The 21,359-nt window shown below is 62.9% G+C and carries 10 protein-coding genes; 5 read left to right on the top strand and 5 right to left on the bottom strand.

The features are described 5' to 3' along the window. Together WBR57_RS26225 and WBR57_RS26230 are read right to left on the bottom strand one after the other, a co-directional pair. On the bottom strand, positions 1-994 hold a 994-nt coding region (locus WBR57_RS26225; protein ID WP_424087912.1), incomplete at its 3' end, for a condensation domain-containing protein. Between the two features lie 203 nt (positions 995-1,197). Continuing rightward, entirely contained in the window at positions 1,198-2,823 is a 1,626-nt protein-coding gene (locus WBR57_RS26230; protein ID WP_424087914.1) for a PvdJ/PvdD/PvdP-like protein, read from the bottom strand. Between the two features lie 142 nt (positions 2,824-2,965). Between WBR57_RS26230 and pvdM the strand changes: the two genes are divergently transcribed. From pvdM to WBR57_RS26245, 3 genes are read left to right on the top strand one after another with little or no spacing between them, the layout of a single operon-like run. Then, positions 2,966-4,315, top strand: a complete 1,350-nt coding sequence (gene pvdM, locus WBR57_RS26235) for a pyoverdine-tailoring dipeptidase-like protein PvdM (RefSeq protein WP_424087916.1) — start codon at positions 2,966-2,968, stop codon at positions 4,313-4,315. Between the two features lie 18 nt (positions 4,316-4,333). Then, entirely contained in the window at positions 4,334-5,605 is a 1,272-nt protein-coding gene (locus WBR57_RS26240; protein WP_424087918.1) for an aminotransferase class V-fold PLP-dependent enzyme, read from the top strand. 32 nt (positions 5,606-5,637) lie between these two features. Beyond that, positions 5,638-6,510, top strand: a complete 873-nt coding sequence (locus tag WBR57_RS26245) for a formylglycine-generating enzyme family protein (protein ID WP_424087920.1) — start codon at positions 5,638-5,640, stop codon at positions 6,508-6,510. A gap of 75 nt (positions 6,511-6,585) precedes the next feature. Here WBR57_RS26245 and WBR57_RS26250 read toward each other — a convergent pair whose 3' ends face one another. Further along, positions 6,586-7,413 carry a N(5)-hydroxyornithine transformylase PvdF gene (locus WBR57_RS26250; protein WP_424087922.1) on the bottom strand — a complete coding sequence of 276 codons (828 nt, stop codon included), beginning with the start codon at positions 7,411-7,413 and terminating at the stop codon, positions 6,586-6,588. A gap of 212 nt (positions 7,414-7,625) precedes the next feature. Here WBR57_RS26250 and WBR57_RS26255 point away from each other — a divergent pair, with 212 nt between their 5' ends. Beyond that, positions 7,626-9,278: a cyclic peptide export ABC transporter gene (locus WBR57_RS26255; RefSeq protein WP_424087924.1), complete on the top strand. Its 1,653-nt coding sequence runs from the start codon at positions 7,626-7,628 to the stop codon at positions 9,276-9,278. A gap of 153 nt (positions 9,279-9,431) precedes the next feature. Next, positions 9,432-11,816, top strand: coding sequence for a TonB-dependent siderophore receptor (locus tag WBR57_RS26260; protein ID WP_424087926.1), 2,385 nt, complete (start codon positions 9,432-9,434; stop codon positions 11,814-11,816). A gap of 130 nt (positions 11,817-11,946) precedes the next feature. On the opposite strand, the gene WBR57_RS26265 is transcribed toward WBR57_RS26260, so the two are convergent. Then, the gene (locus WBR57_RS26265) at positions 11,947-16,068 is read right to left on the bottom strand and encodes an amino acid adenylation domain-containing protein (RefSeq protein WP_424087928.1); all 4,122 of its coding nucleotides are present in this window, start codon (positions 16,066-16,068) and stop codon (positions 11,947-11,949) included. Then, the coding region (locus tag WBR57_RS26270) for an amino acid adenylation domain-containing protein (RefSeq protein WP_424087930.1) at positions 16,068-21,359 on the bottom strand (5,292 nt) is incomplete at its 5' end. The genes WBR57_RS26265 and WBR57_RS26270, both read right to left, overlap by 1 nt.

A 21,359-nucleotide genomic window follows, 5' to 3' on the forward strand; every position in this document is an offset into this window, starting at 1 on the left:
CCCCCAGCGGCCGCGCCAGGCTGCGCAGGCGAAGGCTCAGGGCGCTGTCGACAGGCAGGCGGGCTTCGTCGATGCCCTGGCCATCGCCCTGCACATCCTGCAAACCGAACGGCAGGGTCGGCGCATCGATATCCGCCAGCATCTCGCGGAAAAACCGCTCATGTTCCTGCTCGCCGACACCGTGGAGCACCTGCGCGATGTAACTGCGAAACGCCACCGGCGCGCCGGCCTGGGCCTGCTCGCCCGCCAGGTACAGCTGGATTTCATGGCGCACCACATCGAGGGCGGTGTGGTCGAGGATGGTGTGATGGAACAGCAGCATCGCCACCACGCGACTGTTGGCCGGGTCATCGGCAAACACCAGGCGCAGCAGCGGCGCCTGGCCCAGGTCCATGCGGTACGTGCGCGCGTCGTAGCCGGCCAGCAAGCGGCCGAGGGCGTCGCCACCGCTGAAGTGCGCCTCTTCACAGGCCAGCGTCGCCTTGCGCCACACTACCTGCACGGGCGCGTCGAGGCTTTCCCAGGCCATCGACGTGCGCAGGATATCGTGGCGATCGATCACCCATTGCAACGCCTCGGCAAACGCCTCGAGGCGCCCACGGCTGTCGAACACAAACTGCGCGTGCAGCACGTAGGGGTCGCCCTGCTCGGCCGAGAGATGGTGATAAAGCATGCCCTCCTGCAGCGGCGCCAGGGGGTAGATGTCCTGCACATTCGCCGCACCACCGGGGATGCTCGCGACGATGCGGTCGATGGCCGTCTGCTCAAGGCTGACCAGCGGCAGCATGGCCGGCGTGATGCGGTAGGCCGGGCTCAACCAGTCACCGCCATGTTCGGCGACCAGCGCCAGCAGCCGGGACTTGTGGGCGATCAGTTGATCCCACACCGCATCATCCAATGCCTCGTCGTCCCCCAGGACAATCAAGTCGCCCTCTTCACGTTGCAGACGGATCGCATGGGTGGAAATCGCTGCCAATAATTCGCTGAACTGCATGGGGGTAACCTGCCTGATAAGTCACGGTGAAGAAGAAAGTCCGTTTTCAGCTGCCGTTTGGATCGGATGCGCTGCGCGCCCTGTGCAGAATTGCGGGCGCAGCCGGAGGCCTGGAGGGGCTTCCGGCAGGGTTGGGAAATTAAGGGATTTGACGCGAGGGAGGTGACATGGGAAGCGGGGACAAGCGTGGGGGAGCGCGCAACCTAGCTCGGTTTGACCTTCAAATGCCGCGCATACCAGGGCCGTTTCGGCACGCGTTTGAACAAGCCCTGCAATGCGTCATCCTCAGCCCCAAAGGTGATGCGCAACGCGAGCTTCATGGTCTCCGGGTCCATCTCCATCGACTTGCCCATCTGCAACCCCGGCGTGGTGCTGCAACCGTGGGTGTCCGGCCCCAGCCACGGGTCACCGACCTCGACCCAGCGCCCCGGCGCAAACCACGCGACGCCGTTGACTTCCAGGCGGCTGACCTCACCGGGATTGAACCGTTCGTGGGCGCGATACCAGTCTTCGATACGGTCGTCGATCCAACCGTGAAAGTGCCAGAACACCGGGTTTACATGGGATGAGAACGGGTCACCGAGAAAGTCGTTTTCCGCCGCATACCAGCGCGGGGCAAAGTCCGCCGGGTCGCGCGCCAGGGGCACAGGTGCGCCGTTGGACGGGTCGCGGGGCACCGAGGCCCAGCGCATGTGCAGCCAGTCATGCAGGCCCAGTTCCATCTCGGAACCCAGCTGACCCAGGCTCAACCGGGCCAGGTAACGCGGGTCGCGGTACTGCGACTCCCAGACCTGGAAGTTGCTGTGGTAGGTCTCGGCGGCCTTGATGTCGCTGACCCACTGGGTGTACTCGCTGTCGTCCTGCGCAGTCCAGGTGGGCGGCAGCGCAAAGCCGTCGTGGTTGTCGAAATAACGCAAAAAGCCCAGACGGTCACGCTCCAGCGCCGGTTGCGGTTCTGGAAATTGCGGCCAGGAGGGCAAGTCCTGCATCGAGCGCGCGGTGCCGAGCATATGCCGGTGCATAAAGAAGAAATCGATGCCCGAGCCGTTGCGGTCCTTGAGTTTGCCGCGCGCGTCACGCTCCTTGCCGCGTGGGCCGGGCTGCCAGCCAATGCCGCGCAGGGCGTCGCGCTTGTCTTCGGAGAGCTTGTGCCACTGGTCACGGGTGGCGTGCCACAGTTGGTGAAACAGGCGGTGCTCGGGGGCGATCAGCCAGGCCAGCAGCGTCGGGTTGAGGCCGATGCGTTGGCGTGCTTCGGGAAACCAGTGTTTGTGCGCGATAAAGCGGTTGTCGCGCTCGGTCAACGCCAATGGCCGGTCCAGGTCGAGGATCTGCCCGCTGAGGGTGCTGCTGCCGGCGTTGGCGAAGGTGGCCCAGACTTCGTCGAGGGTCATCTTGAATTCATAGGCAGGTATGCCGTCGGCAGCATCGCGGTCGATCAGCCGCCAGTAGAGCAAGGCGCCCTCTCCCGTGAGCAGGTCACCGAGCACGCGGTAGCGCGGTTCGGCGTCGCTGCGCAGGTTGTCGGCGGTGTCCAGGTAGCCGCGCAGGCCACGCCCCCACGGGGCGATGTCCAGCAACAGCTCCAGACCTTGCAGCGGCAGGCCCTTGAGGCCGGCGTCGCGGCCTTCCAGGCGCAGGCTCCAGACCCCGCGCAGGGTGTTCGCCAACTGCTGGCCGGCCGTGTCGGCCAGGTCCACCGTGGCTTCGCCGGGGGTGATCGGGAATTCTTCTTCGCGCGTCAGCTCGCGATGGGCATAAAAGGCCGCTGGCACTGCGGCACCGGTAAGCGCCAGGCCTGCGATGAACCCACGTCGAGAGATGGTCATTTTCTACCTTAGGAAACGGCTTTATCAGAGCTAGAACGTTTGCAGCCCGCGGAAATTTACCGCGCCGCCTGCGCCGCCTAAATTTCCCCGACGATCACTCGTTCTTCCCTGATAGCGAAGGCCTCAACTGACTGAGATGGCAATGACAAAACCACGTTCGAAAAAGGCGCTGTATATCGGCCTGCCGCTGGCACTGGCCATCGGCGTCGGGGCCGGCTTCCTGGTCTGGGATCACTGGTTCAAGGGCAATGCCGGTTACCCGCTGGCGGTGATCAAGCAGGCCAATGAAATGCAGGACCGCCTGCTGTCGTTCGACAGCCACATCACCCTGCCGGTGGATTTCGGCACGGCCGGCAACGAGGTCGACAAGGACGGCAGCGGCCAGTTCGACCTGGTCAAGGCCAGCCGTGGGCGCCTGTCCGGCGCGGCCCTGACGATTTTCGGCTGGCCGGAAATCTGGAACGGCCCCAACGCACCGCACAAGCCCACCGAGGGTTTTGTCGAAGCTGCCCGGCATGAACAGGAAGCGCGCTACAAGATCATCAGCGCGATGGTGCGCGACTACCCCAACCAGGTCGCCATTGCCTACACTCCGGACGACTTCCGGCGCCTGCATGGCGAGGGCAAGTTCGCGATTTTCATCAGCATGCTCAACGCCTACCCGCTGGGCAACGACCTGAACCAGCTGGACCTGTGGGCCGCGCGCGGCATGCGCATGTTCGGTTTCAGCTATGTGGGCAATAACGCCTGGGCCGACTCGTCGCGCCCACTGCCGTTTTTCAATGACTCGGTGGACGCCCTCGACGGCCTGTCGGACATCGGCAAACAAGCGGTGCACCGCCTTAACGACTTGGGGGTGATCATCGATGTGTCGCAGATGTCGACCAAGGCCCTGGAGCAAGTCGCGCAGCTGAGTCGTACGCCAATGGTCGCGTCGCACTCGGCGCCGCGTGCGGCCGTGGATATCCCGCGCAACCTCAGCGACAAGGAATTGCAACTGATCAAGAACAGCGGCGGCGTGGTGCAGATCGTGGGCTTCTCCGCCTACCTGCGCCCGCTCAGCCAACCGACCCAGGACAAGCTCAACACCCTGCGCGCGCGCTTCGACCTGCCGCCCCTGCCCAACCTGGCCATGGCCTTGATGCCGGGCGACGCGATCATTGCCGCCTGGCCGGAACAAAAATTCGGCGAGTACGCCAGCGCGCTGTACGCCATCCTTGATGAAGAGCCCAAGGCCACACTCAAGGATCTGGGCGATGCGATCGACTACACCGTACGCAAGATCGGCATCGACCATGTCGGCCTGGCTTCGGACTTCAACGACGGCGGCGGCGTCAAAGGCTGGAACAACGTCGGTGAAATCCGCAACGTCACCGCCGAGCTGATCCAGCGCGGTTATTCCGAAGCCGATATCGCCAAGCTGTGGGGAGGCAACTTCCTGCGCGTGTGGGACCAGACCCAAAAAGCCGCCAAGCCATTGGCCAACCGCTAATCACCTAGAAGCATGTCCATGACCGACCGCCGTACGTTCCTCAAGCAGGCCGGGGTTTTCGCCGCGAGCCTGCCACTGGGCGCCGCCCTGCTCCCGCAGGCAATGGCCGCCAACACCGCGCAAGACCCATGGACGGGGTTCAAGCAGCTGTTCAACCAGGACCCGGATTACCTGCACTTTTCCAATTTCCTGGTGGCCTCGCACCCAAGGCCGGTACGCGAGGCGATTGAGCGCTATCGCGCGCAGATCGACCGCAACCCCGGGCTGGCCATGGACTGGGACCTGCAGGAAACCTGGAAACGTGAAGGCCAGGTGCGCGAATGGGCCGGCCGCTACCTGAAGGCCACGCCTGCGCAGATCGCCCTGACCGGCAGCACGTCCGAAGGCTTGGCGATGATCTATGGCGGGATCAAGCTGCGCCCGGACCAGGAAATCCTCACCACCGTCCACGAACATTACGCGACCCAGAACGTGCTGGATTTTCGCGTGCTCAAGCAAGGCACCCAGGTGCGTCGGATCAAGCTGTTCGACAGCCCCAGCCGGGTCTCCGCCGACGAGGTACTGGGCAATATCCAGCGCGCCATCCGCCCCAACACCCGCGTGCTGGGCATGACCTGGGTGCAGTCCGGCAGCGGCGTGAAGCTGCCCATCGGCGAGATCGGCAAGCTGGTGCAGGAACACAACCGCAACCGCGACGAAGCCGAGCGCATCCTGTATGTGGTGGATGGCGTGCACGGTTTCGGCGTGGAAAACCTCGATTTCCCGGACATGCATTGCGACTTCTTTATCGCCGGCACCCACAAGTGGATGTTCGGCCCGCGCGGCACCGGGCTGGTGTGTGCCCGCGACGCCGAGAACAAATATGTGACGCCGATGGTGCCGACCTTTTCCGAGGACAAGGACTTCGCCACCACCATGACCCCTGGCGGCTACCACGCTTTCGAGCATCGCTGGGCGGCGGACGAGGCGTTCAAGCTGCACTTGCAACTGGGCAAGGCGCAGGTGCAGGCGCGCATTCACGCGCTGAATACCGAGCTTAAAGAGCAGTTGCTGGCGCACCCGCAGATCGAGCTGGTCACCCCGCGCAGCCCTGAGCTGTCGGCAGGCTTCACGTTCTTCCGGGTCAAGGGCCAGCAAAGCGATGCGGTGGCGGCCTACATGATGAAGAACCGCGTGGTGATCGATGCCGTCGACCGTGATGTCGGCCCGGTGATCCGCACCTCCCCCGGCCTGCTGAATAACGCCGATGAGATCCAGCGCTTCATGCGCGTGCTCAGCCAGCAGGTGTGACGGCCCATTTTTCCTTTGAACGAGATGCCCACATGAATCCATCCCGACTCAAGCCCCTGACAGCCCTGGCCCTGACCGCGCTGTGCGCGGCTTTGCTGCCCGAGTTCGCCCAGGCCGCCGCGCCGCAACCCGGCAAGGTATTCAAGGACTGCAAGGACTGCCCGGAAATGGTGGTGCTGCCTGCCGGCACCTTCACCATGGGCACGCCGGAAGACGAAGTCGGCCGCGAGCCGGACGAAGGCCCGATGCACGCGGTGACCTTCGCCAAACCCTTCGCCATGAGCCGCTTCCACATCACCGCCGGCGAATGGGACAGCTATATCCGCCAGACCGGCGTGAAGATCGCCAATGGCGACACCCGCCCCGGCCGCGAATGCATCGCCAGCAAGCCGCGCTACCCCCAGGGCCCGCGCCAGCCGGCGGTGTGCATGGACATGGATGACATCAAGCATTATGTGGCCTGGTTGTCGAAGAAGACCGGCCAGCAGTACCACATGGTCAGCGAAGCCCAGCGTGAATACGCGGCGCGCGCGGGCTCCACCGGGCCATTCCCGTTTCCGTTCGATGAGGGCAAGGGCTACAGCATCGCCGAGCATGCCAACACCTACGGCCCGGCGGATGGCTACAGCTATTCCTCGCCGGTGGGCAGCTACCCGCCGAATGCATTCGGCATGTACGACATGCACGGCAACGTGTACGAGCGGGTGGCCGACTGCGAGCACCCCAACTACATCGGCGCGCCGACCGACGGCAGCGCATGGACGGAGCCGAACTGCGAGGGCTACCAGATCCGTGGCAATGACTGGGGCGAGGCGCCGGTATTTTCGCGCTCGGGTAACCGCAATAACATCTACCCGCAGACGCGGGGTGACTGGATCGGGTTCAGGGTCGTACGCGATCTCTAAGGCTGGAGGGCTTTAAAGTGGGAGGGGGGCAAGCCCCCTCCCACATGTGAACCTCATCTATCAGCAGGACTGAGCTCAGCCCTGCCTGGCCAACAACGCCAACCCCTCATGCAGCGCCGGGAACAGGCTGTTGTTGAAGTTGTTCCAGCGCAGCTCAAGGATGGTGTCGTCCGGTGAAATCTCGGTCTTGAGCACGTCGTGGAACACTTCACCGGAGTCGATCCCGTTGTCCACGTAATGGAAGGAGGCACCGGTCAGGTACAGCGGCTCCGACGGCTGGGTGGCCTTGGTCGCCCAGTCGACCACGGTTTGCCCTCGCGCACCGTACAGCGCATTCCAGGTGGCGTAGGCGCCCCGGCGCTCGTAAGGCGATTCGATGCGGGTGATGCCGGGGTGGATGTTCATGATCCGGCGGGCAAACGGCGCGCCTGGGCGCACCAGCTCATCGAGGATCACCAGCAAGCCATCGAGCACCACGATGTCGGCCTTCAGCTCCACCAGCGTGTCATGCAGGCGACGCTCGAAATCCTGCTTGCCGGCGATGTGTTCGGCGCTGCCGCGTGGCAGGCGACGGTAGGTCGACGGCACGCTCAGCAGCAAGTCATTGACCAGGTTGCCCTGCACCCGCAAGTCGGCCGGGTACAGCCACTGGCGGCCCGGCTGGTAGGCAAAGCCGTAGTCGGCCACCAGCGCCTGGTCCCGTGGGTTCTGCTCGTCATCGTCATACACCACACCCACCAGGTTATAGGCCTGGCCCAGCGGCGTGTCGTTGAGCGACCCCACCAGAAATTCCAGCACCGACTTCATGTAGCGCTCGTGGTCCTTGTAGGCCACCGGCTGGCCGGCCTTGTCGGCGGCGGCATTGCGCAGGGACCACACGTACACCAGATTCTTTTTCGTCATTGTTTCGCTCTCGCTGGATAGATCAGGCACGCGCCAATACGCGTGCGCCTACCCAACAAGAACGAACCAGACGCCGGGCAATTTATCTACCAGCCACGCCGCCGCCCATACCGTCGGACACGCCGCGCTAAATAGTCGCGCCCATCCTTCGTTTGTCATGGGTAAGGGTCTGTGTGCCCAGCCCCCTCTTATTCACTTTCCGGGAAATATTTATGACCGACCCCAAGCGCGGCGCCTTCAAAGGTCTGCTCGCATTGCTCAGGCCCTTTCGCACCATCATGACGGTCTCCGTGGCCCTGGGCATGGCGGGTGGCCTGGCCATCACCTTGCTGCTGGCGACCATCAATAAAGCCCTGCACTCTTCCACCGGAATGACCCAAGGTGTGATCCTGACGTTTGCAGCCTTGTGCGTGCTGGCGCTGGTCAGCTCGATCGTGTCGGATATCGGCACCAACTACGTGGGCCAGCGCATCATTGCGGCGCTGCGCAAGGAGCTCGGCGAGAAGGTGCTGTCCGCGCCCATCGAGCAGATCGAGCGTTACCGCACCCATAAGCTGATCCCGGTACTGACCCACGACGTCGACACCATCAGTGATTTCTCGTTTTCCTTCACGCCGCTGGCGATTGCCTCCACGGTCACGCTGGGTTGCCTGGGGTACCTGGCGTACCTGTCGGTGCCGATGTTCTTGATGATGATCGCGGCGATTGTGATCGGTACGTCCGTGCAGTACGTGGCGCGCTCTGCAGGTATCAAGGGATTCGAAGCGGCCCGTGACCAGGAAGACGAGCTGCAACGCTACTACAGCGCAATTGCCTCCGGCGCCAAGGAGCTGCGCATGCACCGCCCGCGTCGCTACCGCATGAACACCCATCGCATCCAGGCCACCGCTGACCGTATCAGCGATATCCAGGTGCGCTCGGTGAACATCTTCATCGTCGCCAAGACCTTCGGCTCCATGTTGTTTTTCGTGGTCATCGGCCTGGCGCTGGCCTTCCAGGCCTATAACCCCAACCCCGACCCGGCGGTGATTACCGGTTTTGTGCTGGTGCTGCTGTATATGAAGGGGCCCCTTGAGCATGTGGTGACTGCGCTTCCCATCGTCAGCCGCGCACAGATCGCGTTCTCGCGTATTGCAGAACTGTCCGAACGCTTTTCGTCCCCCGAACCGCATTTGCTGCTCGAAGACAGCGAAGCCGTAAAACCCGTGGTACACAGCCTCGAACTGCGCGGCGTGAGCTACAGCCCACCGCCCGTTGAAGGCAGCGAGCCGTTCCACCTGGGCCCGATCAACCTGAGCATCAAGCAAGGCGATATCGTGTTTATCGTGGGCGAGAACGGCTGCGGCAAAACCACATTGATCAAGCTGCTGCTGGGGCTGTATCAACCGCAGTCCGGTGAGATCCACCTCAATGGCGAGGCGGTCAGCGCCCCTACCCGTGATGATTACCGCCAATTGTTCACCACGGTGTTTGCCGACTATTACCTGTTTGACGACCTGGTCCAGGGCGGCGGGCAGCAATCGATGGACAGTGCAGCCCAGTACCTGGAACGCCTGGAAATCGCACACAAGGTCACGATCAAGGACGGCGCATTCAGTACCACCGACCTGTCCACCGGGCAGCGCAAACGCCTTGCGCTGGTCAATGCCTGGCTGGAAGGACGCCCGGTATTGGTGTTCGACGAATGGGCCGCCGACCAGGACCCGGCTTTCCGCCGAGTGTTCTACACAGAGCTGCTGCCGGACCTCAAGCGCCTGGGCAAAACCATCATTGTCATCAGCCACGACGACCGCTATTTCGACATCGCTGATCAATTGGTACGCCTGCGCGCAGGCAAGGTGGTGCACGAAATGGAGCCTGCCTGAATTTTCTTTTCCGGTTTCCCTGGGTAGGAACGTCTTACTAGTGTTAATGAGAAACGCTCTCAAAAATCCTACAAGCTGCCTACCTGAAACCTACAAGAGAAAGCACCCATGTCAGTACGACTCGGTCTCGGCCCCCTGAGCAAAGCGCTCATCATGCGACGGGCCCTGAACTTCAACCTGAAGCCTTGTGCGCTGGCCCTGGCGGTATCGCTACCCATGGCCGGTCACGTACAGGCCGAGGCGCTCGAGATCGACATTCCTGCCCAGCCGCTGGGGACGGCGCTGCAGGAATTTGGCCGCCAGACCGATCTGCAGGTGCTGTACAGCCCGAAGGATGTGGAAGGTAAAAGCAGCCGTGCAGTGAAGGGCAAACTGGAACCGACCCAGGCCATCACTGCCCTGCTCAGCGGCAGCGGCATCAACTACAACCTGCAAGGCACTACCGTCACCATCACCGCAGGCGGTTCCGGCGCGCTGGAGCTGGGCGCCACGTCGGTGACCGCCAACCAGTTGGGCACGGTCACCGAAGGCACGGGTTCCTACACGCCGGGCACTATCGCCACCGCTACGCGGATGGTGCTGAGCCCGCGTGAAACGCCGCAGTCGATCAGTGTTATCACGCGCCAACACATGGATGATTTTGCGCTCACGTCCATCGACGACGTGATGCGTCATGCGCCAGGCATCACTGTGTCGCGATTGGACAGCGAGCGTACCGAATACTTTGCCCGTGGGTTTTCGATCGAAAACTTCCAGTACGACGGCATCCCCACCCTGCGCAATGCGGCGTATTCGTCGGGCCAGACCCTGAGTGACATGGCAATCTACGACCGCGTCGAAGTGCTCAAAGGGGCGAATGGATTGCTGGCAGGCGCCGGCGCCCCAGGGGCAACGCTCAACCTGATCCGTAAAAAACCAACCCGAGACTTCCAGGGCAGTGTCGAGCTGGGTGCCGGCAGCTGGGATAACTACCGCTCCCAGATCGACGTCAGTGGCCCACTTACGGAAAGTGGCAACATCCGCGGGCGTGCCGTCGCCGCGTACCAGGACAAGCAATCGTTCCTGGACCACTATGAACGCAAGACCAACGTGTATTTCGGCACCCTCGAAGCCGACCTCAGCGAAGACACTTTGCTGACCGTCGGGTTTGATTACCAGAACAGCGACCCCTCCGGCGCGGGCTGGGCGGGCAGCCGACCGTTGTTCGACCGCAGCGGCAACCGCATCGATGTAAAGCGCTCGTACAACAGCGCCGCCAAGTGGAGTAGCTGGCAGCAGTTCACCCAAAGTGCATTCGCCACCCTGGAACACCAGCTGGACAACGGCTGGGTGGTCAAGGGCCAATACACCCACCAATTCAGCGGTTATGACGCGCAAATGGGCTCGATCCAGTCGGGGCCATTCCCCGCCACCGGCCTGTCGACGCTCTACGCGAACAAATTCACCGGCGATACTCGCGCGGATTCAGGCGATATCTACGCCAGCGGCCCGTTCACCCTGGGCGGCCGGGAACACGAGCTGGTGGTGGGCGCCTCTGCGTCGAACTCCCACTGGGAAGGCAAGAACTACGCGAACCCGATTCACGCCAATGGTCGTATTGTCGATTTCTGGAACTTCGACGGCGACTTTCCAAAGCCGGACTGGGGCGCAGTCACCCAAACCTTTGATGAAACAACCCGACAAACCGCAGGCTACGCGAGTGCGCGCTTCAACCTCACAGATGACTTGAACGTCATTCTCGGCAGCCGCGTTGCCAACTATTGGCTGACAGGCACCAGCGACAGTACGGAAACCGGCAAGCTGATTCCCTACGTCGGCGTGACTTACGACCTCAACGACAACTTCACCGCTTACGCCAACTACACCGAAATCTTTTATCCGCAGACCGCCCGCGACCGAGACAACAAGGTGTTGGAACCGGATGCGGGCAAGAACTACGAACTCGGGGTGAAGGGCGAGTTCTTCAATGGGGGACTGAACACCAGCCTGGCGTATTTCGAGGTGCATGAAACCAACCGCGCGGAATCCGACGCGCAATACAATGCCAACCCGACTAACCCGGCGATCACAGATGCGTCGAAGGGTATCAAGGCCAAGACCAAAGGCTTCGAGGCCGAGTTGTCCGGTGAGTTGGCAGACGGTTGGCAAGCGCAGGCCGGTTATACCCACAAAGTCATTCGCGATGAACATGGCGAAAAAGCCTCGACCCTGGAACCCCAGGACCAAGTCAGCTTCTTCACCTCGTACAAGCTCACAGGGCCATTGGACCGCCTGACCATCGGCGGCGGCGCTCGCTGGCAGGGCAAAACCTGGCGTGAGGTCTACAACAGCGGTAAAGGCCGTTCCGAAAACGTTAACCAGGAAGCCTATTGGGTCGTCGACGCCATGGCCAAATACCAGTTCACCGACAATGTCTCGGCGACACTGAACGTCAACAACATATTCGACAAGTATTACCTCACCAACATCGGTTTCTTCAACACGGGCTACTACGGCGACCCGCGCAACGTCATGCTGACCACGCGCTGGAACTTCTGACAAGGACTGCCCAGCTCCCCGCCTTTCATACCACGCCAGCCGCTAACCTGTGGCGAGGGAGCAAGCTCCCCCGCCACAGGTACAGTTGACCCTTGGCTGATCATTCGCTGTTAAAAGGTGAACGCCTCTCCTATCGCCTGATGCCCTTCAGGGCGGACACGAACGAGTCAATGAATGCAGGGTTGTCGACGATTCGATCATGGGTCGTATCGATCACCACCGACGCTTCAAGCCCATGGCCAACTCCCGCCTCAAGCGCCCTGCTGATGACCTGGCGATCATGTTCAGACTTGCTCTGCGCGGCCCACCAACAGCTGACTGGCGCGGCAATCGGCACATAGTCGGCGTCCTTCAAACGCTCATCCAGCGTCAGTTTCAACGCCCAGGAAACCTCCAGTTCGCCACCCTCTTGCAACTCATTGCGCAGGCTGATGAAGGTTTCGCCCAGGGCCGAATCGGCCCATTCGCACAGCGCCGCCCATTGTTGATCGGCTACGGCGCCTGAGTGTTGGATATCTTGCCAGGCCTGGCCAATGGCGTGTGCCGCATCCGGGAACATGACCGTGAGCAACTCCACGCGCCGGTCGAGAACCGTGTCGCCTGCCGCCGGCAACCCGGCAGCCGGTTTGTCGCGGTCCCAGTAAGCCTTGACGTGCTGCGGGGGCGGCGCATCGATGCAGCCGACGAAGGCGACTTCGGCACCGCGCGCCTCCAGATAACCCGCAATCTGCAACGCCAGGTTGCCCCCCAGCGACCACCCGCCCAGGTAATACGGCCCCTGCGGCTGGGCCACCTGGATCTGCCGGGCATACGTTTCAACCATGGCATCCCACGCCGGCACCTCGCTCAGCGGGTCAACCAGTGTGCGGCAGATGACGCCGCGTACCGGCATGTCCAGGCGCAGCGCCATGGCAATCGCTTTATAGCAATGTGCCGAACCGAAGCTTGGGTGAAACAGGAACAACGACGCGCCGCCCTGGCGACTGTTCAGGTCGACGATCAGCGAGTTGCGCGGTGCATCCGGCGCCTCGTTCGCCAGCGCCCTGACCGTTGGGCGGGTCATCAGTTGGTTGACCGTGAGCGCCAACCCGCATTGCACCGCCAGGCGCTCCTTGACCACCAACAGCAGCAACGAGTGCCCGCCCAGCTCGAAGAAATTATCGTCAAGGCCGACTTGCGCAACGCCCAGCACCTGCTGCCAGACCTGCGCGATCTGCTGCTCCAGCGCCGTCTGCGGCGGTGCATAAACGCGTGGCTGGCTGCCAACGTCGGGACGCGGCAGCGCCTTGCGCTCCAGCTTACCGTTGGGGCTCAACGGCATCCGTTCCAACACCACCCACTGAGCGGGCACCATAAAGGCCGGCAGGGTTGTCGACAGGTGCGCAGCGAGGGTTTCGCGCCAGTGCGGCTCTGGCTCGTCGAGCACCACGTAGCCGACCAACTGCGTGCCATCAAGCGCCAACACCGCCGCTTCGCGTACGGTTGCATGCTCCAGCAGACGCGCCTCGATTTCGCCCAATTCGATGCGCAGGCCACGCAGTTTGACTTGATGGTCGATGCGCCCGGCGTATTCGATCACCCCATCGGCCCGATAACGCGCCAGGTCGCCGGTCCGGTACATCCGCTCGCCGGCGCCGAACGGGCTGGCGACAAAACGCTCGGCCGTCAGCGTAGGCCGACGGTGATACCCGCGCGCCAGACCCTGGCCCGCCAGGTATAACTCGCCGAGCACACCGATCGGCACAGGCTCCAGGTTAGCGTCCAGGATATGGCAGCCCAGGTTGGCGATGGGTTTTCCAATGGGCACCGCATCCTGGCCTTCGTCGACGCAGGTCCAATGGGTCACGTCGATGGCCGCTTCCGTAGGGCCGTAGAGGTTGTACAAACCGGCGTGTGGCAGCTTCGCGAACACCTGGGTCTGTGCGTCTACCGGCAATGCTTCGCCGCTGCAAATAATGCGCTGCACACTGCTGCAACTGCCCACCTGGCCGTGCTGTAGGAAGGCTTGCAGCATCGACGGCACGAAGTGCAGCGTGGTGACCGCTTCGCGTGTGATCAGCTCCACCAGCTTCGCCGGATCGCGGTGATCGCCGGGCGCTGCCATCACCAGGCGGGCGCCGCTGATCAGGGGCCAGAAAAACTCCCACACCGATACGTCAAAGCTGAACGGTGTTTTTTGCAGCACAGTGTCGCCGGCGCCCAATGCATAGGCGTCTTGCATCCAGTACAGGCGGTTGGCCAGGGCGGCGTGGCTGTTGCCCGCCCCCTTGGGCTTACCGGTAGAACCGGAGGTGTAGATCACATACGCGAGGTTTTCGCCGCTGACGGCCACGTCGGGGTTGACCTCGCTGTACGCTTGCAACCAGTCACTGTCGTGGTCCAGGTCAATGCGCAGCACGCTGTCGGCGGACGACAGGCTCAAGTGCGACTGGCTCAGTACCAGGCTGACCGCACTGTCCTCGAGCATATAAGCCTGGCGCTCCGCCGGATAGTCCGGGTCGACCGGGACATAGGCGCCGCCTGCCTTGAGGATCGCCATCAAGGCAACGACCATCTCCACGGAGCGCTCCATCGCCACGCCCACCAGGCTGTCCGGGCCGACACCGCGCTCGATCAAGGCATGGGCCAGGCGGTTGGCGCGGCCGTTCAGGGCAGCGTAGGTCAGCTGCTCTGCGCCAAATGCCAGGGCAGGCGTGTGCGGCGCCCGTGCGGCGTGCGCTTCAAAGCACTGATGCACGGCGTGCTCAAGGGGGTAGTCGGTAGCCGTGGCATTCCAGTCATCGACGATCTGCGCACGCTCTTGCGCGTCGAGCATCGGCAGCGAGTCGATCAACGCCTCGGGCGTCGCAATCATCGCCGTCAACAATCGCTGCCAGTGATGCGCCATGCGTTCGATGGTCGCGGCCTCGAAGAGGTCGGTCGCATAGCCAAATGAGGCATGAATACTCCAAGCATCCTCGGACACATTCAAGCTGAGGTCGAACTGCGCCGTTCGGCTCTCCCAGTCCAATCCCTCCAGCACCAGGCTGCCCTCCTGCGCCGCGCTCGCGCGGCCGGCACCCTGGTTCTGATGGTTGAACATGACCTGGAACAACGGGCTGTAACTCAAGCTGCGTTCCGGCCGAAGCGCTTCCACCAGTTGTTCGAACGGCAGGTCCTGATGCGCCTGGGCTTGCAGCACGCGCTGCCGAGCCTGGCGCAACAGCGCCAACACGCTGGTGTGCGCGTCGATATCCGCTTTCAGCACTTGGGTATTGACGAAAAACCCGATCAGTCGCTGCGTCTCCACGCGGTTACGGTTGGCGGTCGGCACGCCCACACGCACGTCCTGCTGCCCGCTGTAGCGGTACAGCAGGGCCTGGAAGGACGCCAGCAGCAGCATGAAACTGGTCGCGCCTTCGCGCTGGGCCAACGCTTTCACACCAGCAGCCAACGCGCCATCCAGCACCAGGTCGAGGGAGGCGCCACGAAAACTCTGTACGGCCGGGCGTGGCCGGTCCAGCGGTATCTCCAGCACCGGCTGGTCACCGCCGAGCAGGTCGCGCCAGTATTCCAGCTGGCGGTCTTTTTCCCCTGCCTCCATCCAGCTGCGCTGCCACAGGGCGTAGTCCGCGTACTGGATCGGCAACCCCGGCATGTCAAACTCACGCCCCTGGGTAAAGGCGGTATAGGCCTGCACCACCTCCTCGACCAGCACCTGCATCGAGCCGCCGTCCGAGATGATGTGGTGCTGCACCAGCACCAATACGTGGTCCTGCGGCGCCAGACGCAGCAGGCTGATGCGCAACAGCGGCCCTTGTACCAGATCGAAGGGCCGCGCGATCTCCTGTTCGACGCGCGCCTTCAGCTGGCTTTCATCAATGTGTTCAGGCACCAGTTGCACCGGGTGTGCGGGCAACACCTGCTGTTGCATCGTCTCGCCGACCTGGCGGAACCGCGTGCGCAAACTCTCGTGCCGCGCGATCAAGTGCTCAAAGCTTTTCTGCAGCGCTGCGATATCCAGCTGGCCCTTGAGCCGCAAGGCGCTGGGAATATGATAGGCCGCGCTCTGCGGCTCGAGTTGCCAGAGAAACCACTGCCGCTCCTGGGCATAGGAAAGCGGCAGCGTAGCCGCCTCGAGCCGCACTGGCGGGATGGGCAGGTTGGCCGGCGAAACGCCCTCCTGCAGCATCCTCTGCAGATAGACTTTGCGCTGTTCGAGCGGTAACCCGATAAAGCGTTTCATGATTTTGGCGGCCTTCTGGCTATCCATTACACCTCCTCCATTTCGTCAAGCAGCGAGTCCAGGAACGACAGCTTCTCTTCGCTGACGCCCGTGCCCTGCCGTTGCAGATGGTCCGCCAGTTGCTTGAACTGAGCCTGCTGGAACAGCTCGTGCACGCTGACTTTCACGCCCAACTCCAATTGAATGCGCGACATCACGTTGATGACCAACAGCGAATGCCCGCCCAGCTCGAAGAAATTGTCATTCAACCCCACTTGGTCTACGCCCAGCACGTCCTGCCAGATCGCCGCCAATTGCTGTTCAAGGGCGCTCTGCGGCGCTACGTACTCGCTTTGCGACACGTGGCTGTCGGGCGCCGGCAAAGCCTTCCGATCCAGCTTGCCGCTGGGGCTCAATGGCATGTGCGACAGGCGCACGAAGTGTTTGGGCACCATGTAGTCCGGCAGTTGTGCCTGCAACGCATCGCGCAAGGCTTGGCCTTGCTCGAGCTCATCCGGCGCCGATGAGTGAGCGACGTAGTAGCCCACCAACTGGCCGCCGCCACTGCCCTCGCGCAGAACCACCTCGGCCTGGGCCACACCAGCCTGCAACAGCAGCAAACTGCAGATTTCCTCCAGCTCCACCCGGAAGCCGCGGATTTTGATCTGCTGGTCGAGGCGCCCCAAATATTCCAACGCGCCATCCTCGGCCCAACGCACGCGGTCGCCGGTGCGGTACAGGCGTGTTCCGGCGCTGCCAAACGGGTCTGCGACAAAACGCTCGGCCGACAACCCTGGCCGCCCGAGATAACCGCGCGCCAAACCGTCGCCGCCCACGTACAGCTCTGCGCTGACGCCAATCGGAACCGGGTTCAGATCCGCGTCCAGCACGCGACACACCACATTGGTCAGCGGCCGGCCAATCGGCGACCGCGCGCCATCTTCCAGGGAACATGGCCACCAGGTCGCGTTAATCGTGGTTTCAGTCGGCCCGTAACGGTTGTGCAGCACCGCGCCAGGCAGGGTCCGCAGGATCTGGTCGCGCAAATCGGCAGTCAATGCTTCGCCGCCGGAGAACACCCGGCGCACACGGGTGCACTGGGCCACACCCGGTGTGTCCATGAACAATTGCAGCAACGACGGGATGAAGTGCAGCGTGGTCACGCCGAACGTCTGGATCAACTCCAGCAGGCGCACAGGGTCACGGTGCTCGCCCGGCGCGGCGATGACCAGCCGGCTGCCGCTGATCAAGGGCCAGAAGCACTCCCACACCGACACGTCAAAACTCACCGGGGCCTTTTGCAGCAACACGTCGTCGGCCTGCAGCCCGTAGGTTTGCTGCATCCAGGCCAGGCGTTGCGCCAGCGCTTGATGGGTGACACCCACGCCTTTCGGATTGCCCGTGGTGCCTGAGGTGTAAATCACATACATCAGGTTCTGGCCGCTCACGGCGACCTGGGGATCGGTGTCACTTACCGCATTCAACCAGGCTTGATCACCGTCCAGGCTCAGGCACTGCAGCCCCTCGGCCTGCGGCAGGCCCAGCTGCGATTGTGTCAGCAGCCACTTCACGCCACTGTCCTTGAGCATGTAGGCCAGGCGTTCCTGCGGGTAATCGGCGTCAAGCGGTACATACGCACCACCGGCCTTGAGAATGGCGAGCAACCCGGCCAGCAGGTCAAAGGAACGCTCCATGGAAATCGCCACCAGCGAATCCGGGCCAACGCCCTGGGCGATCAACCCGTGCGCCAGGCGGTTGGCACGCCGGTTCAGCGCATCGTAGGTCAACTGCTGGTCGCCAAAGATCACCGCCGTTGCCTGCGGTGTACGCCGCACCTGCTGTTCGAACTGATGCTGGACGAGGCTGTTGGCAGCCGAATGAACCACTGCGTCGCCGAGCGCCATCAGCGCCTGATGCTCGGGTTCTGCCAATAGCGTCAATTGCGCCAGCGCGGCCTGCGGCTTGGCCACCAGCTGCATCAACAGATGGAGCAAGTGCTGGTTGAGGCGCGTGATCGTCGCGCCATCCACCTCGCTCAAGTCGTAGGTGTAATGCAGGCTCAGGGTTTCACCCACGCCGACGGCAATCGACAACGGGTAGTGGGTCTGCTCACGGCTGATCACATTGCCAAAGCGCACGCCCAGCGGGGCGCCCTGCTCCAGGACTTCTGAAACCGGGTAGTTCTCGAACACCAGAATGGTGTCGAACAACGCCTCGCCACCCAGCCCGGCCCAGCGTTGCATCTCGAACAACGGCGTGTGCTCGTGCTCGCGCAATGCAACGTTTTGCTGCTGGATGTGCTGCAGCCATTGCGACGCAGGCATGTCCGGCCGCGGCGTCGCCACCACTGGCAAGGTATTGATGAACAACCCGACCTGCTGCTCCACGCCGCGCAGCTCAGCGGGGCGACCCGATACGGTGGCGCCGAAGGCCACGGTCTCCTGCCCGGTATAGCGCTGCAACAACAGTAACCAGGCGGATTGCACCAGGGTGTTGAGGGTGATCTTCTGGCGTTGGGCAAACACCTTGAGCCTGGCCATCTGCGCTGCGTCGAGTTCCTCTGCGTACTCACCCAGGCCCGACACGTGGTGGTCCTTGTTGCGCGGCAGCGCCTGGAACAGGCGTGTCGGCTCTTGCAGTTTGGCCAGCTGGGTCTTCCAGAAGGCTTCGCGCAGGGTCTTGTCCTGGGCGTGCAACCACGCGATAAAGTCGCGGTAACGCGAAACCTGGGCTTGCGGCGCAACGCCTGCGTAACGCTCCAGCACCTCACCGAGCAACTGCGAACTGCTCCAGCCATCCATCAGAATATGGTGGCTGGTATAGATCAGGTGGCAACGCTGCGGTCCGGTATGGGCCAGCGCGATACGGATCAGCGGTGGGCTTTGCAGGTTGAAACCTTGCAGGCGTTGCGCGTCGGCCAGGCGGTCAAGCTTGGCTTGCTGCCCTTCACCCTCAAGGCATTCGGTTTCGATAAAAGGCAATTGAGCCTGGCGATGCACCACTTGCAGCGGATGCTCCAGGCTGCCATGCAGGATGAAGCCGGTGCGCAGAATGTCATGGTTATCCAGGGCTGCCTGCCACGCTTCACGGAAACGCGGCACATCCAGGCCTTCGACATCCACGCGCATCTGGTTCACGTAGTCACCGGCCTGCGGCTCGTACAGGGCGTGAAACAACATGCCCTGCTGCAGGGGTGCCAAAGGATACACATCGTCGACAGCGGCCAGCTCGAACTGGTCCAGCTGGGTCTGGTTGAGCGCGGCCAACGGGAAGTCCGACGGTGTCACGCCCTGATGGGGCGCCACGCAGCAGTGCTCGATCAGCGCCTTGAGTTCCTGCGCATACGCGTCGGCCAGGCGTTGTACGGTGGCTTCGCTGAACATTTCACGGCTGAAGCTCCAACTCAGGTTCAACTCGCCGCCATAGACCTGGCCGTTGATCTCCAGCCAGTTACCCAACAGGGCATGCTCGCTCTGCTCAGCCCCGGCCTCCTCGCCCGTGGGGGTCAAGAACGCAACGGTGGCATCCTCCTCGAAGCTGCCATCGAACTGCCCCAGGTAGTTGAAGGTAATTCGCGGCTGGGCCAGCCCACTCAAGACCTGCTGAGCGTGCTCGTCTCCCAGGTAACGCAGTGCGCCGAACCCAATGCCTTTGTCCGGCACCGCGCGCAACTGCTCCTTGATGCCCTTGATCGAGTCCGCCAGGCTCGCCGCCGGGGTCAGCGCCAGCGGGTAGAGGCTGGTGAACCAGCCAACCGTACGGGTCAGGTCTACGTCGTCGAAAAGGTCTTCGCGACCGTGCCCTTCCAGCTTGACCAGCAGCGAATCAGCGCCTGTCCAGCGCGTGATAACGCGGGACAAGGCAGTCAGTAACAGGTCGTTGACCTGCGTACGATACGCCGCCGGCGCCTCCTGCAGCAGGCGACGGGTGAAGGCCTGGTCAAGGTGGGTGTTCACCGAAATTGCCAGTGAGTTGTGCAAGCCGCCTTGTGGGTTGTCACACGGCAAATCCGCATCGGCGCCTTGCAATTGGGTTTGCCAGAACCGCAGTTCCTCTTGCAACGCCGGGCTCTGCGCGTGGGCCTGCAAGCGCTTGGCCCAGGCCTGGGTTGAGCTGGTCTTGGCCGGCAATGCAACGGCCTGCCCGCTCTCAATCTGCGTGTAAGCCGTTTGCAGGTCCTCCAGCAGGATTCGCCACGATACGCCGTCCACCACCAGGTGATGGATCACCAGCAACAGCCGTTGCGATGCGTCTGGCAATTCCACCAGCACCGCGCGCATCAAGGGGCCTTCTGCCAGGTTCAGGCTGCGTTGCGCCTCCAGGCCCAGCGACTCCAGCGCGTCGACTGACGCCAGGGTGCGCTGCCAGAGCAGCGTGTCGCGCGATTCAACACCGCGATACTGCGCCTGCCAGCCGTCCGCTGAGCGGCGAAAGCCCAGGCGCAAGGCGTCGTGATGTTCAACCAGCGCCAGCAAGGCTGCGTTCAATGCAGTGCTGGCCAGGCGAGCGCCGGGGCGCAGCACGACGGATTGGTTCCAGTGGTGACGTTCGGCAATGTCTTCCTGGAAAAAATATTGATGGATCGGCAGCAACAATGCTTCACCACGGACCGGCCCCTGATCGATGACCAGCCCCTGCCCGCCTGTCTTGGCGACGGCTGCCAGACTCTGCACGGTCTGGTGCTGGAACAGATCTTTAGGGGTGAAGCGAATACCGGCCTGCCTCGCGCGGCTGACCACCTGGATGGAGATGATCGAGTCGCCACCCAGCTCGAAGAAATTGTCGTTCAAGCCCACACGCGGCAGGCGCAGCACGTCGGCCCAGATGCCGGCAATCTGCTGCTCCAGCGAATTCTGTGGCGCCACATAGGCCTGCTGCATCAGGCTCGCATCCGGTTGCGGCAGGCCCTTGCGGTCGAGCTTGCCGTTGGGCGTCAGCGGCATTTGCGCCAGGAATATGAAGTGCGCCGGGACCATGTAGTCCGGCAGACGGGCCTTCAGTACATGGCGCAAGGCCTCCCGGAACTCGCTCTCGTTGAACTGCGCGGCGGCCGGCACCACATAGGCCACCAGTTGCTTGCCACTCGGCCCTTCCTGAGCCACCACCACGGTTTCACCGACGCTGCCCTGCTCGCGCAGGCGTGCTTCGATTTCACCCAGCTCGATACGGAAACCGCGGATCTTCACCTGATGGTCGACGCGGCCGAGGTAATCGACCACGCCGTCCGGGCGGCCACGGGTCAGGTCGCCGCTGCGATACACGCGGCTGCCGGGTTTGCCGAACGGGTCGGGCACAAAGCGTTCGGCGGTCAGGGCCGGGCGTTCCAGGTAACCCCGGGC

The sequence above is a fragment of the Pseudomonas sp. genome, from assembly GCF_049590575.1.
In the GTDB taxonomy this organism is placed as follows: domain Bacteria; phylum Pseudomonadota; class Gammaproteobacteria; order Pseudomonadales; family Pseudomonadaceae; genus Aquipseudomonas.

Coding starts and splice junctions, on each gene's coding strand:
- WBR57_RS26230 (WP_424087914.1), bottom strand. CDS start 2,823: ATGACCATCTCTCGACGTGGGTTCATCGCAGGCCTGGCGCTTACCGGT.
- pvdM (WP_424087916.1), top strand. CDS start 2,966: ATGACAAAACCACGTTCGAAAAAGGCGCTGTATATCGGCCTGCCGCTG.
- WBR57_RS26240 (WP_424087918.1), top strand. CDS start 4,334: ATGACCGACCGCCGTACGTTCCTCAAGCAGGCCGGGGTTTTCGCCGCG.
- WBR57_RS26245 (WP_424087920.1), top strand. CDS start 5,638: ATGAATCCATCCCGACTCAAGCCCCTGACAGCCCTGGCCCTGACCGCG.
- WBR57_RS26250 (WP_424087922.1), bottom strand. CDS start 7,413: ATGACGAAAAAGAATCTGGTGTACGTGTGGTCCCTGCGCAATGCCGCC.
- WBR57_RS26255 (WP_424087924.1), top strand. CDS start 7,626: ATGACCGACCCCAAGCGCGGCGCCTTCAAAGGTCTGCTCGCATTGCTC.
- WBR57_RS26260 (WP_424087926.1), top strand. CDS start 9,432: ATGCGACGGGCCCTGAACTTCAACCTGAAGCCTTGTGCGCTGGCCCTG.
- WBR57_RS26265 (WP_424087928.1), bottom strand. CDS start 16,068: ATGGATAGCCAGAAGGCCGCCAAAATCATGAAACGCTTTATCGGGTTA.